The 15,859-nt window shown below is 36.7% G+C and carries 27 protein-coding genes; 1 reads left to right on the forward strand and 26 read right to left on the reverse strand.

Annotated elements, in window-relative coordinates:
* Positions 1 to 627: EamA family transporter (locus tag ACIQ0D_RS06820; RefSeq protein ID WP_395804034.1), on the forward strand; the 627-nt coding region annotated here is incomplete at its 5' end.
* Between the two features lie 147 nt (positions 628 to 774).
* Here ACIQ0D_RS06820 and dnaK read toward each other — a convergent pair.
* The 26 genes from dnaK to ACIQ0D_RS06950 all read right to left on the reverse strand — a co-directional run.
* Positions 775 to 2,685 (reverse strand): molecular chaperone DnaK, encoded by a 1,911-nt coding sequence (gene dnaK / locus ACIQ0D_RS06825; protein WP_395804036.1) that lies wholly within the window; start codon positions 2,683 to 2,685, stop codon positions 775 to 777.
* 305 nt (positions 2,686 to 2,990) lie between these two features.
* Positions 2,991 to 3,602 carry a 50S ribosomal protein L17 gene (rplQ, locus tag ACIQ0D_RS06830; protein ID WP_395804038.1) on the reverse strand — a complete coding sequence of 204 codons (612 nt, stop codon included), beginning with the start codon at positions 3,600 to 3,602 and terminating at the stop codon, positions 2,991 to 2,993.
* A 71-nt stretch (positions 3,603 to 3,673) separates the two neighbouring features.
* Entirely contained in the window at positions 3,674 to 4,666 is a 993-nt protein-coding gene (locus ACIQ0D_RS06835) for a DNA-directed RNA polymerase subunit alpha (protein ID WP_395804040.1), read from the reverse strand.
* Between the two features lie 159 nt (positions 4,667 to 4,825).
* A complete protein-coding gene (gene rpsD / locus ACIQ0D_RS06840) occupies positions 4,826 to 5,434 on the reverse strand; it encodes a 30S ribosomal protein S4 (protein ID WP_291400001.1) in 609 nt (202 codons plus the stop codon).
* Between the two features lie 78 nt (positions 5,435 to 5,512).
* Positions 5,513 to 5,902, reverse strand: coding sequence for a 30S ribosomal protein S11 (rpsK, locus tag ACIQ0D_RS06845; protein WP_291399998.1), 390 nt, complete (start codon positions 5,900 to 5,902; stop codon positions 5,513 to 5,515).
* 179 nt (positions 5,903 to 6,081) lie between these two features.
* Positions 6,082 to 6,459 carry a 30S ribosomal protein S13 gene (rpsM, locus tag ACIQ0D_RS06850; protein WP_291399996.1) on the reverse strand — a complete coding sequence of 126 codons (378 nt, stop codon included), beginning with the start codon at positions 6,457 to 6,459 and terminating at the stop codon, positions 6,082 to 6,084.
* Between the two features lie 74 nt (positions 6,460 to 6,533).
* Complete coding sequence (gene rpmJ, locus ACIQ0D_RS06855) at positions 6,534 to 6,650, reverse strand: 50S ribosomal protein L36 (protein ID WP_079702220.1); 117 nt, start codon at positions 6,648 to 6,650, stop codon at positions 6,534 to 6,536.
* Positions 6,651 to 6,657: 7 nt separating this feature from the next.
* Complete coding sequence (gene infA / locus ACIQ0D_RS06860) at positions 6,658 to 6,876, reverse strand: translation initiation factor IF-1 (protein WP_026897900.1); 219 nt, start codon at positions 6,874 to 6,876, stop codon at positions 6,658 to 6,660.
* Positions 6,877 to 7,019: 143 nt separating this feature from the next.
* Complete coding sequence (map, locus tag ACIQ0D_RS06865) at positions 7,020 to 7,805, reverse strand: type I methionyl aminopeptidase (protein ID WP_395804044.1); 786 nt, start codon at positions 7,803 to 7,805, stop codon at positions 7,020 to 7,022.
* Between the two features lie 5 nt (positions 7,806 to 7,810).
* Positions 7,811 to 9,139: a preprotein translocase subunit SecY gene (gene secY, locus ACIQ0D_RS06870; protein WP_395804046.1), complete on the reverse strand. Its 1,329-nt coding sequence runs from the start codon at positions 9,137 to 9,139 to the stop codon at positions 7,811 to 7,813.
* A 6-nt stretch (positions 9,140 to 9,145) separates the two neighbouring features.
* Positions 9,146 to 9,592, reverse strand: a complete 447-nt coding sequence (rplO, locus tag ACIQ0D_RS06875) for a 50S ribosomal protein L15 (protein ID WP_395804048.1) — start codon at positions 9,590 to 9,592, stop codon at positions 9,146 to 9,148.
* Between the two features lie 2 nt (positions 9,593 to 9,594).
* Positions 9,595 to 9,774 (reverse strand): 50S ribosomal protein L30, encoded by a 180-nt coding sequence (gene rpmD / locus ACIQ0D_RS06880; protein WP_276347095.1) that lies wholly within the window; start codon positions 9,772 to 9,774, stop codon positions 9,595 to 9,597.
* 5 nt (positions 9,775 to 9,779) lie between these two features.
* Positions 9,780 to 10,298, reverse strand: a complete 519-nt coding sequence (gene rpsE / locus ACIQ0D_RS06885; RefSeq protein WP_291399980.1) for a 30S ribosomal protein S5 — start codon at positions 10,296 to 10,298, stop codon at positions 9,780 to 9,782.
* A 60-nt stretch (positions 10,299 to 10,358) separates the two neighbouring features.
* On the reverse strand, positions 10,359 to 10,712 hold the full coding sequence (rplR, locus tag ACIQ0D_RS06890; RefSeq protein WP_291399978.1) for a 50S ribosomal protein L18: 354 nt from the start codon (positions 10,710 to 10,712) through the stop codon (positions 10,359 to 10,361).
* A gap of 5 nt (positions 10,713 to 10,717) precedes the next feature.
* A complete protein-coding gene (gene rplF, locus ACIQ0D_RS06895) occupies positions 10,718 to 11,275 on the reverse strand; it encodes a 50S ribosomal protein L6 (protein WP_291399976.1) in 558 nt (185 codons plus the stop codon).
* A 17-nt stretch (positions 11,276 to 11,292) separates the two neighbouring features.
* Entirely contained in the window at positions 11,293 to 11,694 is a 402-nt protein-coding gene (rpsH, locus tag ACIQ0D_RS06900; RefSeq protein ID WP_395804059.1) for a 30S ribosomal protein S8, read from the reverse strand.
* A 143-nt stretch (positions 11,695 to 11,837) separates the two neighbouring features.
* Positions 11,838 to 12,107 (reverse strand): 30S ribosomal protein S14, encoded by a 270-nt coding sequence (gene rpsN / locus ACIQ0D_RS06905; protein WP_090706504.1) that lies wholly within the window; start codon positions 12,105 to 12,107, stop codon positions 11,838 to 11,840.
* Entirely contained in the window at positions 12,107 to 12,673 is a 567-nt protein-coding gene (gene rplE, locus ACIQ0D_RS06910) for a 50S ribosomal protein L5 (RefSeq protein ID WP_395804051.1), read from the reverse strand. Before rplE ends, rpsN begins: the two co-directional genes overlap by 1 nt.
* A complete protein-coding gene (gene rplX, locus ACIQ0D_RS06915; RefSeq protein WP_395804053.1) occupies positions 12,673 to 13,014 on the reverse strand; it encodes a 50S ribosomal protein L24 in 342 nt (113 codons plus the stop codon). The genes rplE and rplX overlap by 1 nt, the downstream gene beginning before the upstream one ends.
* Position 13,015: 1 nt before the next feature.
* Positions 13,016 to 13,384, reverse strand: coding sequence for a 50S ribosomal protein L14 (gene rplN, locus ACIQ0D_RS06920; protein WP_291399968.1), 369 nt, complete (start codon positions 13,382 to 13,384; stop codon positions 13,016 to 13,018).
* Position 13,385: 1 nt separating this feature from the next.
* Positions 13,386 to 13,643, reverse strand: coding sequence for a 30S ribosomal protein S17 (gene rpsQ, locus ACIQ0D_RS06925; protein ID WP_291399966.1), 258 nt, complete (start codon positions 13,641 to 13,643; stop codon positions 13,386 to 13,388).
* Between the two features lie 13 nt (positions 13,644 to 13,656).
* Positions 13,657 to 13,884: a 50S ribosomal protein L29 gene (gene rpmC / locus ACIQ0D_RS06930; RefSeq protein WP_291399964.1), complete on the reverse strand. Its 228-nt coding sequence runs from the start codon at positions 13,882 to 13,884 to the stop codon at positions 13,657 to 13,659.
* A gap of 100 nt (positions 13,885 to 13,984) precedes the next feature.
* Positions 13,985 to 14,407, reverse strand: a complete 423-nt coding sequence (rplP, locus tag ACIQ0D_RS06935) for a 50S ribosomal protein L16 (protein ID WP_395804055.1) — start codon at positions 14,405 to 14,407, stop codon at positions 13,985 to 13,987.
* 102 nt (positions 14,408 to 14,509) lie between these two features.
* Entirely contained in the window at positions 14,510 to 15,376 is an 867-nt protein-coding gene (gene rpsC, locus ACIQ0D_RS06940) for a 30S ribosomal protein S3 (protein ID WP_291399960.1), read from the reverse strand.
* A 6-nt stretch (positions 15,377 to 15,382) separates the two neighbouring features.
* Complete coding sequence (gene rplV, locus ACIQ0D_RS06945; protein WP_395804057.1) at positions 15,383 to 15,745, reverse strand: 50S ribosomal protein L22; 363 nt, start codon at positions 15,743 to 15,745, stop codon at positions 15,383 to 15,385.
* Between the two features lie 3 nt (positions 15,746 to 15,748).
* A partial coding sequence (locus ACIQ0D_RS06950; RefSeq protein WP_395804061.1) for a ribosomal protein S19 family protein occupies positions 15,749 to 15,859 on the reverse strand: 111 nt, incomplete at its 5' end.

Here is a 15,859-nt window from a genome sequence, read left to right on the forward strand (position 1 = left end):
TTATTGTTTTTCGTAAAATCTATGCAAGGTGGAGTGGTTAATTTAGTGGCCCCATTATCCTCCCTAAACATTTTCGGTTTACTAACCGCAACTTTTGTCCTTGGCGAACCCTGGAAAAAAAGTTATTGGCTACCCATTACAATTATGACAGTGGGCTTACTACTACTTTTTTTTGCTAAAGCAACCTTAAATCTAAATTCAACTCAAAAAAAAGCCCTTGCCTATGGTTTACTAAGCGCATTAATTTGGGGTTTTGATTATACCCTTTTTAAAATTCCTATAAAATGGATGGGGGTTTTACCTTTTTCATTTTTACTTGAACTTTGTATCACAATTTTCAGTTGTTTTCTAATTATTGGGTATAAAGTTAAAATCAGAGATTATATTTCAAATGCGAAATTTATAAAAAACACATTAATATTATCAATTTGTTTATTGGGAGGAAGCATGTTTATTCACCTCGCATATTTAAGCACAACTATTGCACAAATTAATTTTTTCGCACAAAGCCAGCTGATTTTTACATTAATTTTCGGAGCCTATATTTATAAAGAAAAACTCGTTTTCAGGCAGTATTTAGGAATATTTCTACTGATAGTGGCGATTGGACTAATTGCTGTTAATTAAATAAAACAATTACGTAAAATTCAAAAAAGCAATTATTAAAACACCAACAAATAATTGTTATACATTAATCAAAATATCAACTAGACAGCCAACAAAAAACCCCATTCACCTAAAAGAATGGGGTTTTTTACATATCAGATTTAAGAATTACTTCTTATCGTCTTCTTTTACTTCTTCAAAATCAACATCAGTAACTGAATCATCAGCACCAGCTTGTTGACCTGCATCAGCAGCACCAGTAGCTTGTCCGCCCTCCTGAGAAGCTTTGTACATGTCTTCAGAAGCAACATTCCATGCCGCTTGAAGCTCTGCCTGAGCAGTGTCCATTGCAGCGAAATCTTTTGCAGCATGTGCATCTTTCAGTTTTTTCAAACCTTCTTCAATCGGAGCTTTCTTATCGTCGGCGAGTTTATCACCATACTCTTTTAATTGCTTTTCGGTAGAGAAGATTAGCGCATCTGCAGCGTTTAGTTTATCAACTTCTTCGCGTGCTGCCTTATCTGCTTCAGCATTAGCTTCAGCCTCATCTTTCATCTTCTTGATTTCTTCATCTGTAAGTCCAGAAGAAGCTTCAATACGGATTTTTTGCTCTTTATTGGTTGCCTTATCCTTTGCTGCTACGTGCAAGATACCGTTTGCATCAATATCAAAAGTTACTTCAATTTGAGGAATACCACGTGGTGAAGGTGGAATACCATCTAAGTGGAAACGACCGATGGTTCTATTTTGATTTGCCATTGGGCGCTCACCTTGTAAAATATGAATCTCTACAGATGGCTGATTATCAGATGCTGTTGAGAAAACTTCAGATTTCTTAGAAGGGATTGTGGTATTAGCTTCAATTAATTTAGTCATTACACCACCCATAGTTTCAATACCTAAAGAAAGTGGAGTAACGTCAAGTAATAATACATCTTTAACCTCACCAGTTAAAACACCACCTTGGATTGCAGCACCAATTGCTACTACCTCATCTGGGTTTACACCTTTTGAAGGCTCTTTACCAAAGAAAGCTTTTACTGCATCCTGAATAGCAGGAATACGAGTTGAACCTCCTACAAGGATAATTTCATCGATATCAGAGGTGCTTAAACCAGCATTTTTCAAAGCTTTTTTACATGGCTCAATAGTTCTTTTTATCAAACTATCTGCTAATTGCTCAAATTTAGCACGAGTTAAAGTCTTAACTAAGTGTTTTGGCATTCCATCTCCAGCAGAGATATAAGGAAGGTTAATTTCAGTTTGTGCGGTGCTCGATAATTCAATCTTAGCCTTTTCAGCAGCTTCTTTCAAACGCTGAAGTGCCATTGGATCTTTACGAAGGTCAATGCCCTCATCGCTTTTAAACTCATCTGCCATCCAGTCAATGATTACAGCATCAAAGTCATCACCACCAAGGTGAGTATCACCATCAGTTGATTTAACTTCAAACACACCATCTCCTAATTCAAGAACAGACACGTCATGCGTACCACCACCACAGTCGAACACTACAATTTTCATGTCCTTATGAGCCTTATCCAAACCGTAAGCAAGCGCTGCGGCTGTAGGCTCATTGATGATACGAGAAACTTTTAGTCCGGCAATTTCACCAGCCTCTTTCGTAGCTTGACGTTGAGCATCATTAAAATAGGCAGGAACAGTAATTACTGCTTCATTTACTTCATGACCTAAGAAATCTTCTGCAGTTTTCTTCATTTTCTGCAAAACCATTGCAGAAATCTCCTGAGGAGTATATAAACGATCATCTATCTTAACACGCGGAGTATTATTATCACCCTTAACCACTGTGTATGGAACACGAGTCATTTCGTTTGTAACCTCACCAAAGCTATTTCCCATGAAGCGCTTGATTGAAGAAATGGTTTTTGTTGGGTTGGTGATTGCCTGACGTTTTGCCGGATCTCCTACCTTACGCTCTCCATTATCAACAAAAGCAACAATTGAAGGGGTAGTTCGTTTACCTTCACTGTTTGGAATAACTACAGGCTCATTACCCTCCATTACTGATACGCATGAATTTGTAGTTCCTAAGTCGATACCAATTATCTTTGCCATATTTTAATCCTTCTTAATTTAATATTATTACTAAATTCTAATTATCAAGCCTTGTGCCAATTAAGTCTTGACCATAAATGACAGTAATTTACTCAATAATCTAGCAGTGTAGCTCTTTTGAAAAATGACAGGATGGCAGTAATACTTTTAATAGCTGTATTAAAGTCCGGCAGAATTTGAAATAACAAAATAAAATCAAATTGCTTATTGGAATTAAAATAGGCTTAGGGCAAGAATGAACAAATAGCCTTAAAACAAAAAAAACCTGCTCAATGAGCAGGTCTTTAGAATAAAATTTAGAGAAATTACTCTCCTTTTTTCTCTTCTTCAGTAGTGTCTTCAACTTGAGTTTCCTCAGCTGGAGTCTCAGCAGTAGCAGTTTCCTCAACTTGAACTTCTTCAACTTGAGTTTCCTCAACAACAGGAGCAGCTTGAACTACTTCTTCTTTTTCTGCTTTTGGAGCAGCTGCAGCGGGAGTATCATCAGCTTTTTTTGCTTTTGAACCACGACGGCGAGTTGATTTCTTTTCAGCAACTGCATCTCCAGAAGTGTAAATTTCGTTGTAATCTACAAGTTCAATTAATGCCATAGAAGCGTTATCACCTAAACGATTTCCCATTTTAAGAATACGGGTATAACCACCTGGACGATTAGCAACTTTAGCAGCGATATCGCGGAACAAGATAGAAACTACTTCTTTATTTTGTAAGTAACTAAATACAGTACGACGAGAGTGTGTAGTATCGTCTTTTGATTTTGTAATAATTGGTTCAACATATACACGTAAAGCTTTTGCTTTAGCAAGTGTAGTAGTGATGCGCTTGTGTAATATAAGCGAAGAAGCCATGTTAGCAAGCATCGCTCGGCGATGACTATCTGTACGACTTAAATGGTTTACTTTTTTACCGTGTCTCATTGTTTGTTTGATTATGCACGTGCATACCGTCGATCAACCTTTCGGGATCGGGAATTATGCATTTCGCTTATTTATTCTTCGTCTAATTTAAATTTTGAAAGGTTCATACCAAAAGATAAACCTTTAGATTTTACTAAGTCTTGGATTTCAGTTAAAGATTTCTTACCAAAGTTTCTGAATTTCAACATATCAGCAACATCATAAGAAACAAGATCAGCAAGTGAACGGATATCTGCTGCTTTTAAGCAGTTTAATGCACGTACAGAGAGATCAAGATCAACTAATTCCATTTTAAGGATTTTACGCATGTGTAAGATTTCCTCATCAACTTCCTTAGTTTCTTCTTTTGCCTGAGATTCAAGCATGATATTCTCATCAGAGAATAACATAAAGTGGTGAATCAAAATCTTAGCTGCTTCTTTCAAAGCATCTTCTGGATGAATCGAACCATCAGTTGATATATCAAGAACAAGCTTCTCGTAATCGGTCTTTTGCTCTACACGGAAATTCTCAATAGAATACTTAACATTCTTAATTGGAGTGTAGATAGAATCGATTGCAATAACACCAAGTGGTGAGTCGGCGTTTTTATTTTCTTCAGCGGCAACATAACCTCTACCCTTATTAACGGTTAATTCGATCTCTAAAGTAACTGAAGACTCCATATTACAGATCACAAGATCCGAGTTAAGAACTTCAAAGTTATTTGAGAACTTAGAAATATCACCAGCTTTAAACTGATCTTGACCAGTAATAATTACGAAAATCTTTTCGCTATCACCAGAATCACCAGTCTTTTTGAAACGCACTTGCTTCAAGCTAAGAATGATTTCAGTTACGTCTTCAACAACACCTTTAATTGTTGAGAATTCGTGAGAAACTCCTGAAAAACGTACAGAAGTTATTGCAAAACCTTCCAAGGAAGATAAAAGTATTCTGCGTAAAGCATTACCAATAGTTACACCAAAACCAGGCTCTAATGGTCTGAATTCAAATGTACCGTCGAAATCCGTAGATTTCTGCATGATAACTTTATCAGGTTTCTGAAATGCTAAAATTGCCATTTATCAAATTTGTTTATTGTTTATGGATATGAGATTTGAGAAATGAGAAATGAGATAAACTCAAATCTCCCCGCCCTATCTCTAACCTTTTCAGGCTAATATTTATGAAACTAGATATGAGATTCCAGTATAAAAATCTCATATCTCAAATCTCATATCTTATTTAGAGTACAACTCGACGATTAGATTTTCCTTGATATTTTCAGGAATTTCTTCACGACTTGGCAGGTTAAGGAACTTACCAGTTAAGGTATTTGCATCCCACTCTAACCAACTAAATTTATTGATCGTTCTAGCAGCAACAGAATGAGCTACTGCTTCAAGGCTTTTTGAACGTTCACGCACAGCGATAACATCACCAGCACGTAAAGAATAAGAAGCGATGTTTACAATTTCACCATTCACGGTAATATGCTTATGTCCTACAAGCTGACGAGCAGCTGAACGAGTTGGAGCAATACCTAAACGGTAAACAGTATTATCTAAACGAGCTTCAAGAAACTTTAATAAGTTCTCTCCAGTAATACCTTCTTTAGCAGAAGCTTTGTGGAAAAGGTTCTCGAAATAACGCTCTAATACACCATAGGTGTATTTAACTTTTTGCTTCTCCATTAACTGCACAGCAAATTCTGATTGCTTACCTCTTTTTCTTGAGGTACCATGCATCCCTGGAGGATAATTTTTTCTTTCTAATGCCTTATCAGGACCAAAAATTGGTTCTCTGAATCTACGGGCAATTTTGGACTTGGGTCCTGTGTATCTAGCCATTGTTGTGTGTTTTTTAAAGTATCATCCCAACCATGTCGGGAGAATCTTAGCTTTAAAAATGATTATTAATTATATGTATTAAACTCTTCTTCTTTTTGGAGGACGGCAACCATTGTGTGGAAGCGGGGTAATATCCTGAATTGTAGTCACTTCAATACCAGCAGTTTGTAAAGTACGAATAGCAGACTCACGACCAGAACCTGGACCTTTAACGTAAACTTGAACTTTACGAAGACCAAGATCATGAGCAACCTTTGCACAATCACCAGCAGCCTGACCGGCAGCGTATGGAGTGTTTTTCTTAGAACCTTTAAAACCCATCTTACCTGCAGACGACCATGAGATAGTCTGACCTTGTAGATTAGTTAAAGTAATAATGATGTTGTTAAACGTAGCATTAATATGTGCTTCACCAATTGGTTCAACAATTACAATACGCTTTTTGGTAACTTTTTTAGTTTTAGCCATTTTTAGAGATTTTAGATAAGAGACTTGAGATGTGAGACACATTCTCTCTACTCATATCAATTTCTTGTTTAGTCATGATTTTGATTCAATTAAGACCTAAATCATATCCGCTTAATCTGTTAATTAAAAAAGAATTAGATTAGAAATATTCATATATCTCCAATCTAATGTCTCATATCTTATTTAGTTGCTTTTTTCTTATTAGCAACAGTCTTACGCTTACCTTTACGAGTACGAGAGTTATTCTTAGTACGCTGACCACGAACTGGAAGTCCCTTACGGTGACGTAGACCACGGTAGCAACCGATGTCCATTAAACGTTTGATGTTTAATTGCACTTCAGAACGTAAAGCACCTTCTACTTTAATTTCATCGTTAATGAAACCACGAATTGCTGCTAACTGATCATCAGTCCAATCTTGAACTTTAATATTTACATCAATACCAGCATCATTAAGGATCCTTTGTGCGGTTGCCTTGCCGATACCGAAAATGTAAGTAAGTCCGATCTCTCCTCTTTTGTTTTTTGGTAAATCAATACCTGCTATCCTTGCCATATTTATATTTAATGATTGAATGAATGATTAAATGTGTGAAATTAGATCATACATCAATCCTTCTTGTCAATTTATTATCCCTGACGTTGTTTATACTTTGGGTTCTTTTTGTTGATCACATAAAGTACTCCCTTACGACGGATTACTTTACAGTCAGCACTACGTTTTTTGATGGATGCTCTTACTTTCATCTTTATCCTATTTATATCTGTATGTTATTCTGCCTTTACTTAAATCATAAGGCGACATTTCCAACTTCACTTTATCTCCTGGAAGAATTTTGATGTAGTGCATCCTCATTTTTCCAGAAATGTGCGCGATAATTTCGTGTCCATTTTCTAATTCAACACGAAACATTGCATTAGACAATGCCTCTCTAATAATTCCGTCTTGTTCTATTGAAGCCTGTTTGGCCATATATTATTTAAATTTCTCCTGATTTAACATAAACAAGTGTCGAAAATATCGCTCTCTCCAAAAAAATTAATAGATAAAGCTGTATTTTTCCTTCTCAAGCCCATCCTATCAGGGATGCAAAATTAAATAAAAAAATTTAATATTTAATCTTTTTGTTGTAAAACTTGTTCTATGTATTCAAATGTTGAAAGAACATCGGCTTTACCCTTCTTAATTGCCACTGTATGCTCATAATGAGCAGATACTTTTTGATCTATTGTACTAACAGTCCAACCATCTTCCCAAAATTTAACACCAGCTTTACCTGCGTTAATCATTGGTTCTATGGCAATCACCATCCCCTCTTCCAATTTTATTCCAGAACCCCGTTTACCATAATTAGGAACCTCAGGTTTCTCATGGAGTTTAACTCCAACACCGTGACCAACAAGTTCTTTCACTACACCGAAACCATTCTTTTCAGCATGCTCTTGAACGGCATATCCTACATCACCCACTCTCATACCAACGACTGCCTTTTCAATACCTAGTTTCAGACACTCCTTAGTAACCTCTAAAAGTTTAAAGGTATCAGCATCAACATTTCCTATTGGAAAGGTATAAGCAGAATCACCAAAAAATTCATTTAAAATTACACCACAATCAACAGAAACAATATCTCCATCTTTTATTTCGTATTCACTTGGAAAACCATGAACCACTTGATCATTAAGAGAGATACAAAGCGAATATGGAAAACCATGATAATTTAGGAATGCTGGCACTCCACCGTGATCACGAATAAATTCTTCAGCAATCTTATTTAGATGAATTGTCTTTACACCTTCTCCGATGTTTTTTGCAACTTCGGCAAGAGTTTTAGAAACTAGCAGAGAACTTTCTCTAATTTTTTCTATATCCTCTAAAGACTTGTAAAAAACCTTAGACATCAATATTATATTCCAGACGCTCCAGCTGAAAGCGGAGTACGACCTTTAATCCTACCAGTCTTCATTAAGCCATCATAATGACGCATTAATAAATGACTTTCTACTTGCTGTAAAGTATCTAATACAACACCTACAAGAATTAACAAAGATGTACCCCCATAAAAATTAGCGAACTGACTATTGATACCTAAAATAATTGCAATTGAAGGCATGATAGCAATGATAGCTAAGAATATAGATCCTGGTAAAGTAATTTTTGAAATCACAGCGTCGATATAGTCACCAGTAGTTTTACCAGGTTTTACACCAGGTACAAATCCACCATTTTTCTTCATATCATCAGACATTTGAACCGGATTAACGGTAATAGCTGTGTAGAAGAAAGTAAAGGCAATGATCATAAATGCAAAAGTTAGATTATACGTCAATGAAGTATAATCACTAAATGCTGTAAGGAATGAAGATTGCGCAGATGGGAAAAATGAACTAATGGTTGTTGGTATAAACATAATCGCTTGAGCAAAAATGATTGGCATAACACCCGCTGCGTTTACTTTTAATGGAATATACTGACGAACACCACCATACTGCTTAGCACCTACAATCTTTTTAGCGTATTGAACAGGTATCTTACGAACACCTTGAACAATCAAAATAGTAAACATTACCACTAAAAACAGGGCTACAATCTCTACAATGAAAGAAATTAAACCACCTTGAGCACCCATTCTAGAATTAAATTCCGATAGAATACCAAAAGGTAACTGAGCGATAATACCCACCATGATGATCATGGAAATACCATTTCCAATACCTTTATCAGTGATTTTTTCACCTAACCACATGACGAACATTGTTCCTGCGGTAAGGATAAACATTGAAGTTATGCTAAACATTGGTTCTGAAAGCAAACGAGCATCAGGACTAATTTGAGAACGAACATAACCTATTGCTTGTAGAGCAGTGATAATGATTGTCAAGTAACGAGTCACCTGATTAATCTTTTTACGTCCGCTTTCACCTTCCTTTTGAAGTTTTTGGAAATAAGGAACAGCAATACCTAATAACTGCACAACGATAGATGCAGAAATATAAGGCATAACGCCAAGTGCGAATATAGATGCTCTAGAGAAAGACCCTCCAGCAAACATATTCAACAATCCTAATAAACCTTCTTTTGCCTGAGCATCATCAAGAGATGCAGAATCAACACCAGGAAGAACAATAAATGAACCTATTCTATAAATTAAAAGACATAAGAGCGTGAATAAAATTCGTGCTCTTAAGTCTTCAATTTTCCAGATGTTGGAAAGCGTTGAAAAAAACTTTTTCATGTATAATTATAATTTAGCTATGGCACCACCAACTGCTTCAATTGCTTTTTGCGCAGAAGCTGAGAATGCATGTGCTTTAACATCCAATTTGGATTTAACTTCACCTCTACCTAAAATCTTAACTAAATCATTCTTTGAAGCTAAACCGTGCTCTCTGAATGTATCAAAATCGATAGTTGTTAAATTATACTTTTCTGCAAGTGCTTGCAATGCATCTAAATTAACGCTAACATATTCTGTACGGTTAATAGGATTAAAGCCTACTTTAGGTAAACGACGTTGTAAAGGCATTTGACCACCTTCAAAACCGACCTTACTCTTGTATCCAGAACGTGATCCAGCACCTTTATGACCACGAGTGGAAGTTCCACCGCGTCCAGATCCTGTTCCACGACCGATACGTTTTCTATTTTTTGTTGAACCTTCTGCAGGTTGTAAGTTACTTAAGTTCATGATTAGATACTTTCTACTGCTACTAAATGATTAACTTTTCTCACCATTCCGATAATCGCCGGATTAGCTTCAACCTCTACAGAATGGTTTATTTTTTTTAAACCTAATGCCTGCATAGTTCTTTTTTGACGCTCGCTTCTATCGATAACGCTTTTAATCTGGGTTATTTTAATTTTAGCCATGATGATTATCCGTTAAATACTTTATTTAAATTAACGCCACGTTGTTGAGCTACTGTATAAGCATCACGTAATTGTGAAAGTGCTAATACTGTTGCTTTTACCACGTTGTGCGGGTTTGACGAACCTTTAGATTTTGCAAGTACGTTATGTACTCCAGCACTTTCAAGTACTGCACGCATTGCACCACCAGCGATAACACCGGTACCCGGGGCAGCTGGTTTAATGAATACGAAGCCTCCTGAATATTTACCTAACTGCTCATGAGGAACAGTTCCGTTAATAATAGGAACTTTAACAAGATTCTTCTTTGCATCATCAATTCCTTTAGCGATAGCTTCAGTAACCTCTTTTGCTTTACCTAGACCGAAACCTACGATTCCGTTTTCATCCCCTACTACAACGATAGCAGAAAAACTGAAGGTACGTCCACCTTTGGTAACTTTAGCAACACGTTGGATGCTAACTAAGCGATCTTTTAATTCGATTTCGCTTGATTTTACTCTTTTTATATTGATAGTTGACATTCTCTTTATTTTATGATAACACCGATATTATTGATATATGATCGCTGTAACCGATGCTAATTAAAATACTAAACCAGCTTCACGTGCACCTTCAGCCAATGACTTTACACGACCGTGGTACAGGTAGCCATTTCTGTCAAAAACAACTTGGTTTACACCTGCTGCTAATGCTTTTTCTGCTACTGCTTTACCAACAGCTTTTGATTGATCAGATTTATTTCCATTGGCAACAAAATCTTTGGATAAAGATGATGCTGAAACAATAGTTTTTCCGCTATTATCATCGATAATCTGAGCGTAAATCCCTTTATTGCTTCTGTACACTGACAAACGCGGGCGCTCTGCAGAACCTGTTAATCTCTTTCTGATTCCTCTTTTGATTCGCTCTCTGCGAGATAATTTAATTCCTGCCATGATGATTATTTTTTAGCGGCTGATTTACCAGCTTTTCTTCTTAACACTTCACCAACAAACTTAATACCTTTACCTTTGTAAGGCTCTGGAGCACGTAGAGAACGAATTTTCGCTGCTACTTGTCCTAATAATTGCTTGTCGATACTCTCCAATATAACTACTGGGTTCTTACCTTTTTCTGAAGTAGTAGTAACATTAATTTCTTTAGGTAATTCAAACACAAAGTGGTGAGAATATCCTAAAACTAAATCCAAAGTATTACCTACGTTCGTAGCACGGTAACCAACACCTACAAGCTCTTGCTCTGATTTGTATCCTTCAGTTACACCAACAACCATGTTATTGATTAATGAACGATATAAACCATGAAGTGCTTTGTGACGTTTTTGCTCTGAAGGACGTTGTACTGTTAAAACACCATCTTCCTGAACAATTTTAATATCTGCATCTACATCCTGAGTTAATTGACCTTTTGGACCTTTAACTGTTACAAGGTTCGTATCAGAAACTGTTACGGTTACACCTGCAGGGATATTAATCGGGGCTTTTCCTATTCTTGACATCTTCTCTTATCCTCCTATTAATAAACGTAACATAAAACCTCACCGCCAATATTCAAACTCTTAGCTTCTTTATCGGTCATAACACCTTTAGAAGTAGAGAGAATAGCGATACCTAAACCGTTTAATACACGTGGCATATTTTCAACACCAGCATATCTTCTTAAACCAGGAGTACTCACACGTGAAATATTGCGAATAGCTGGAATTTTTGTTATGGGATTATACTTCAAAGCGATTTTAATCGTCCCTTGGGTATTTGTATCCTCAAACTTATAATTTGTGATGTAACCTTTGTCAAAAAGAACTTTTGTCATTTCTTTTTTAAGGTTTGATGCAGGAATCTCTACAACGCGGTGGTTAGCCTTAATGGCATTCCTTACTCTCGTAAGATAATCTGCTATTGGATCTGTATTCATTATTTATTTATTGTGATAGTGGTTTCCTTTCCAACCTATTCGGAACGACCTGCTATCGGTTAATTTATAATTTAAAAAGCTTTGTTTTAAACGAAAGCAAATTAACAGAAAATATCTGTTAATTGTAAACTATGCTTTCAGCTTTCTTACCAAGAAGCCTTACGTACTCCCGGGATTTTACCTGCCAAAGCCATTTCACGGAATGTTACCCTTGAAATACCGAATTGACGCATATAACCACGAGGACGACCAGTTAACTTACAACGATTATGTAAACGTACTGGTGAAGAGTTTTTAGGTAATTTATCAAGACCTTCAAAATCTCCAGCTGCTTTTAATGCTGCTCTTTTATCTGCGAACTTGGCAACTAATCTGGCACGTTTAACTTCACGTGCTTTTACACCTTCTTTAGCCATTATTGATTGTTTGTAGTTTGATTCTTAAATGGTAAACCGAATTGCTTTAATAATTCTAAAGCTTCAACATCAGTCTTAGCAGTAGTAACAAAAGTGATATCCATACCCATGATCTTATTGATTTGATCAATATTAATTTCAGGGAAAATGATCTGCTCAGTTACACCTAAAGTATAGTTTCCACGTCCGTCAAAGCCTTTATCATTGATGCCTTTGAAATCACGAATACGTGGTAAAGCAACTGCAATTAAACGATCAAGGAATTCATACATATTATTATCACGTAATGTTACACGAACACCAATTGGCATTCCTTTACGTAATTTGAAGTTGGAAATATCTTTCTTAGACTTTGCAGGGATCGCTTTTTGACCAGTTATAGTAGTCATTTCATTGATTGCATTGTCAATTAACTTCTTATCTGTTGAAGCTCCACCAACACCTTGGTTGATAGCGATTTTTTGTAAACGTGGAACCTGCATTACGCTTTTATATTGGAATTTATCCTTTAAAGCAGTAACGATTTCTTCGTTATATTTTGATTTTAATCTTGGTACGTAAGTCATTACTTAATTTCCTCCCCAGACTTTTTAGAGATGCGAACTGATTTACCATCTGCATTTTTCATCTTACCTACACGCGTTGGCTTACCAGATTTGGTATCAACAAGCATGATATTTGAAATATGAAGACTAGCCTCTTTCTTAATGATACCTCCATTTGGAGTAGCAGCATTTGGTTTTGTATGTTTAGATACCATGTTAGCACCTTCAACTATAATTCTGCTAGTAGCTAGCTGAACTTCTAATACCTTACCTTGTTTTCCTTTAGAATCGCCTGCAACAATCTGCACTAGATCTCCTTTACGGATCTTCAACTTAGGTTGTGATTTTATTTTCTTTTCCATTTTACAAAACCTCCGGTGCTAATGATACAATCTTCATGAATTGTTTTTCACGTAGCTCTCTAGCTACAGGACCGAAAATACGTGTTCCACGTGGCTCGTCCTGAGCGTTCAGCAATACAGCTGCATTATCGTCAAAACGGATATATGAACCGTCTTTTCTTCTGATCTCTTTTTTTGTTCTCACAACAACTGCCTTAGAGACAGATCCTTTTTTGATGTTCCCTGATGGAATAGCGCTCTTTACAGTGACAACAATTTTGTCACCTATGGATGCATAACGCTTTCCGGTACCACCTAAAACACGGATAACTAAAACTTGTTTAGCACCGCTGTTGTCAGCAACATTCAGTCTTGATTCCTGTTGTACCATGTTACTTAGCTCTTTCTAAAATTTCCACTAATCTCCAATTCTTGGTTTTACTCAGCGGACGAGTTTCCATGATTAACACTGTATCACCGATACCGCAAGTGTTAGTCTCGTCATGAGCCATAAATTTGGTAGTTTTCTTAACGAACTTACCATAAATCGGGTGTTTCACTTTACGCTCTACAGAAACAACTATAGATTTCTCCATTTTGTTGCTTACAACCAACCCGGTTCTTGTTTTTCTTAATTTTCTTTCTTCCATTTTGGACTTTTATTTATTCAGAAGCGGACTCTGTCGCAGCAGATGCTTTTGCTTCCGCCTTGCGCTTAGTCAATTCTGTGTTTAAACGTGCTACATCCTTTCTAACTTTTGTAATCCTAGTTGGATTCTCAATAGCAGAAACAGTATGAGCAAATTTCATTTTTGTGAGATTAGCCTTCTCTTCATTAATGCGTGCTATAACTTCTTCAGTTGTTAGCGCTTGTATTTCTGAACTTTTCATTTTTTTTTAGTTTGTTAGTTGGTTAGTTTTTAGTTGGTTAGTTTTTAGTTGTTATGCCTATCGCTATACTAACTACTAACTACTAAATACTAACTACTAATTATGCTTCTACGAAATCTCTTCTAGTTACAAATTTTGTTTGAACTGGTAACTTTTGAGCAGCTAAACGCATAGCTTCTTTTGCAATTTCCAAAGGCACGCCTTCAGCTTCAAAAAGCATTCTTCCTGGTCTTACAACTGCTACCCAATATTCTGGAGCACCTTTACCTTTACCCATACGTACTTCAGCTGGTTTCTTAGTAACTGGCTTGTCTGGGAAAATACGGATCCAAACCTGACCTTCCCTTTTCATGAAACGGGTAACGGCGATACGAGCTGATTCAATCTGACGACTGGTAATCCAAGCTGGCTCTAATGATTTGATTCCGAAAGAACCGAAGGCTAATTCTGCACCGCGACCGGCCAGACCTTTCATTTTGCCTTTTTGCATCTTTCTGAACTTCGTTCTCTTTGGCTGTAACATGTTCTTATTTATTTTTGGTTTTAGTTATTAGATGGTTAGATACAGGTTGATTAGAACACTGCATCAAACTACTAAATACTAAAACTAATTACTAATTCTTAATTATTTTTTACCTCTGAAACCACCCCCGGCATTACCACCACGGTTTTGACCACCTGCTCCACCGCCACGATTTTGACCACCACGGTTATCACCACCGCGTCTGTCGCCACCACCACGATTATCAGAACGTCTGTCGCCACCACCACGTCTTTCGCCGCCACCAGCAAATGGTGCAGATCCGCCTTCTGGTCCTCTACCTTTTACTCCAGTTGTTTGACCAATGTTAGGAGAAAGATCACGCTTTCCGTAAACTTCACCTTTCATGATCCAAACCTTAACACCGATTTTACCATAAGTGGTAAGTGCTTCAGATAAAGCATAATCGATATCAGCACGGAAAGTATGCAAAGGAACGCGTCCATCTTTATATTGTTCAGTACGTGCCATTTCAGCACCACCTAAACGACCAGAACACATAATCTTGATACCTTCAGCTCCCATACGCATTGTTGATGCGATAGAAGTTTTCATGGCACGACGGAAAGAAATTCTAGCTTCTAATTGCTTAGCAACTCCTTCACCTACTAATTGTGCGTCTAATTCAGGACGTTTAATTTCAAATATATTGATTTGTACGTCTTTCTTTGTTAGTTTCTTAAGTTCCTCTTTGATCTTATCAACCTCTTGACCACCTTTTCCGATCACGATGCCCGGACGAGCAGTGTGAATAGTGATAGTGATACGCTTCAAAGTACGCTCGATAACTACTTTAGAGATACCGCCCTTTGAAATACGTGCTGCCAGGTATTTTCTGATCTTTTCGTCCTCAACTAATTTATCAGAGTAATTGTTACCACCGAACCAATTAGAATCCCAACCTTTGATGATTCCTAATCTGTTACCTATTGGATGTGCTTTTTGTCCCATTTCTCCTTACTTAGTTATTGGTTCACTTGTTTTACTATCAACTATCAAAGTTACGTGGTTAGAACGCTTACGAATTCTATGTCCGCGACCTTGAGGAGCTGGTCTTAATCTCTTTAACTGGCGACCTCCATCAACCATGATGGTTTTCACAAACAATTCATTGTCTTCAGGACGTTGACCTTCATTTTTCAATTCCCAATTTTTGATTGCTGATAATAATAGTTTTTCAACTCTTATCGCCGCTTCCTTATTGGTAAACTTTAAAATATATAAGGCTTTCTCAACCCGTTCACCTCTGATCAGATCAACAACCAATCTCATCTTACGTGGTGAGGTAGGGCAATTATTTAATTTTGCTATTGCTTCCATTGCTTATTTTTTCTTATCAGAGTGACCTCTAAATGTTCTGGTTGGAGAAAATTCACCAAGCTTATGCCCAACCATGTTCTCAGTTACATATACAGGAATGAATTTATTTCCATT

Origin of the sequence: Daejeonella sp. (genome assembly GCF_044342615.1) — a bacterium.
In the GTDB taxonomy this organism is placed as follows: domain Bacteria; phylum Bacteroidota; class Bacteroidia; order Sphingobacteriales; family Sphingobacteriaceae; genus Daejeonella.

Bases quoted from the DNA above. Each gene is read 5' to 3' on its own strand.
- dnaK (WP_395804036.1), bottom strand. From the start codon at position 2,685: ATGGCAAAGATAATTGGTATCGACTTAGGAACTACAAATTCATGCGTA.
- rplQ (WP_395804038.1), bottom strand. From the start codon at position 3,602: ATGAGACACGGTAAAAAAGTAAACCATTTAAGTCGTACAGATAGTCAT.
- ACIQ0D_RS06835 (WP_395804040.1), bottom strand. From the start codon at position 4,666: ATGGCAATTTTAGCATTTCAGAAACCTGATAAAGTTATCATGCAGAAA.
- rpsD (WP_291400001.1), bottom strand. From the start codon at position 5,434: ATGGCTAGATACACAGGACCCAAGTCCAAAATTGCCCGTAGATTCAGA.
- rpsK (WP_291399998.1), bottom strand. From the start codon at position 5,902: ATGGCTAAAACTAAAAAAGTTACCAAAAAGCGTATTGTAATTGTTGAA.
- rpsM (WP_291399996.1), bottom strand. From the start codon at position 6,459: ATGGCAAGGATAGCAGGTATTGATTTACCAAAAAACAAAAGAGGAGAG.
- rpmJ (WP_079702220.1), bottom strand. From the start codon at position 6,650: ATGAAAGTAAGAGCATCCATCAAAAAACGTAGTGCTGACTGTAAAGTA.
- infA (WP_026897900.1), bottom strand. From the start codon at position 6,876: ATGGCCAAACAGGCTTCAATAGAACAAGACGGAATTATTAGAGAGGCA.
- map (WP_395804044.1), bottom strand. From the start codon at position 7,805: ATGTCTAAGGTTTTTTACAAGTCTTTAGAGGATATAGAAAAAATTAGA.
- secY (WP_395804046.1), bottom strand. From the start codon at position 9,139: ATGAAAAAGTTTTTTTCAACGCTTTCCAACATCTGGAAAATTGAAGAC.
- rplO (WP_395804048.1), bottom strand. From the start codon at position 9,592: ATGAACTTAAGTAACTTACAACCTGCAGAAGGTTCAACAAAAAATAGA.
- rpmD (WP_276347095.1), bottom strand. From the start codon at position 9,774: ATGGCTAAAATTAAAATAACCCAGATTAAAAGCGTTATCGATAGAAGC.
- rpsE (WP_291399980.1), bottom strand. From the start codon at position 10,298: ATGTCAACTATCAATATAAAAAGAGTAAAATCAAGCGAAATCGAATTA.
- rplR (WP_291399978.1), bottom strand. From the start codon at position 10,712: ATGGCAGGAATTAAATTATCTCGCAGAGAGCGAATCAAAAGAGGAATC.
- rplF (WP_291399976.1), bottom strand. From the start codon at position 11,275: ATGTCAAGAATAGGAAAAGCCCCGATTAATATCCCTGCAGGTGTAACC.
- rpsN (WP_090706504.1), bottom strand. From the start codon at position 12,107: ATGGCTAAAGAAGGTGTAAAAGCACGTGAAGTTAAACGTGCCAGATTA.
- rplE (WP_395804051.1), bottom strand. From the start codon at position 12,673: ATGACTTACGTACCAAGATTAAAATCAAAATATAACGAAGAAATCGTT.
- rplX (WP_395804053.1), bottom strand. From the start codon at position 13,014: ATGGAAAAGAAAATAAAATCACAACCTAAGTTGAAGATCCGTAAAGGA.
- rplN (WP_291399968.1), bottom strand. From the start codon at position 13,384: ATGGTACAACAGGAATCAAGACTGAATGTTGCTGACAACAGCGGTGCT.
- rpsQ (WP_291399966.1), bottom strand. From the start codon at position 13,643: ATGGAAGAAAGAAAATTAAGAAAAACAAGAACCGGGTTGGTTGTAAGC.
- rpmC (WP_291399964.1), bottom strand. From the start codon at position 13,884: ATGAAAAGTTCAGAAATACAAGCGCTAACAACTGAAGAAGTTATAGCA.
- rplP (WP_395804055.1), bottom strand. From the start codon at position 14,407: ATGTTACAGCCAAAGAGAACGAAGTTCAGAAAGATGCAAAAAGGCAAA.
- rpsC (WP_291399960.1), bottom strand. From the start codon at position 15,376: ATGGGACAAAAAGCACATCCAATAGGTAACAGATTAGGAATCATCAAA.
- rplV (WP_395804057.1), bottom strand. From the start codon at position 15,745: ATGGAAGCAATAGCAAAATTAAATAATTGCCCTACCTCACCACGTAAG.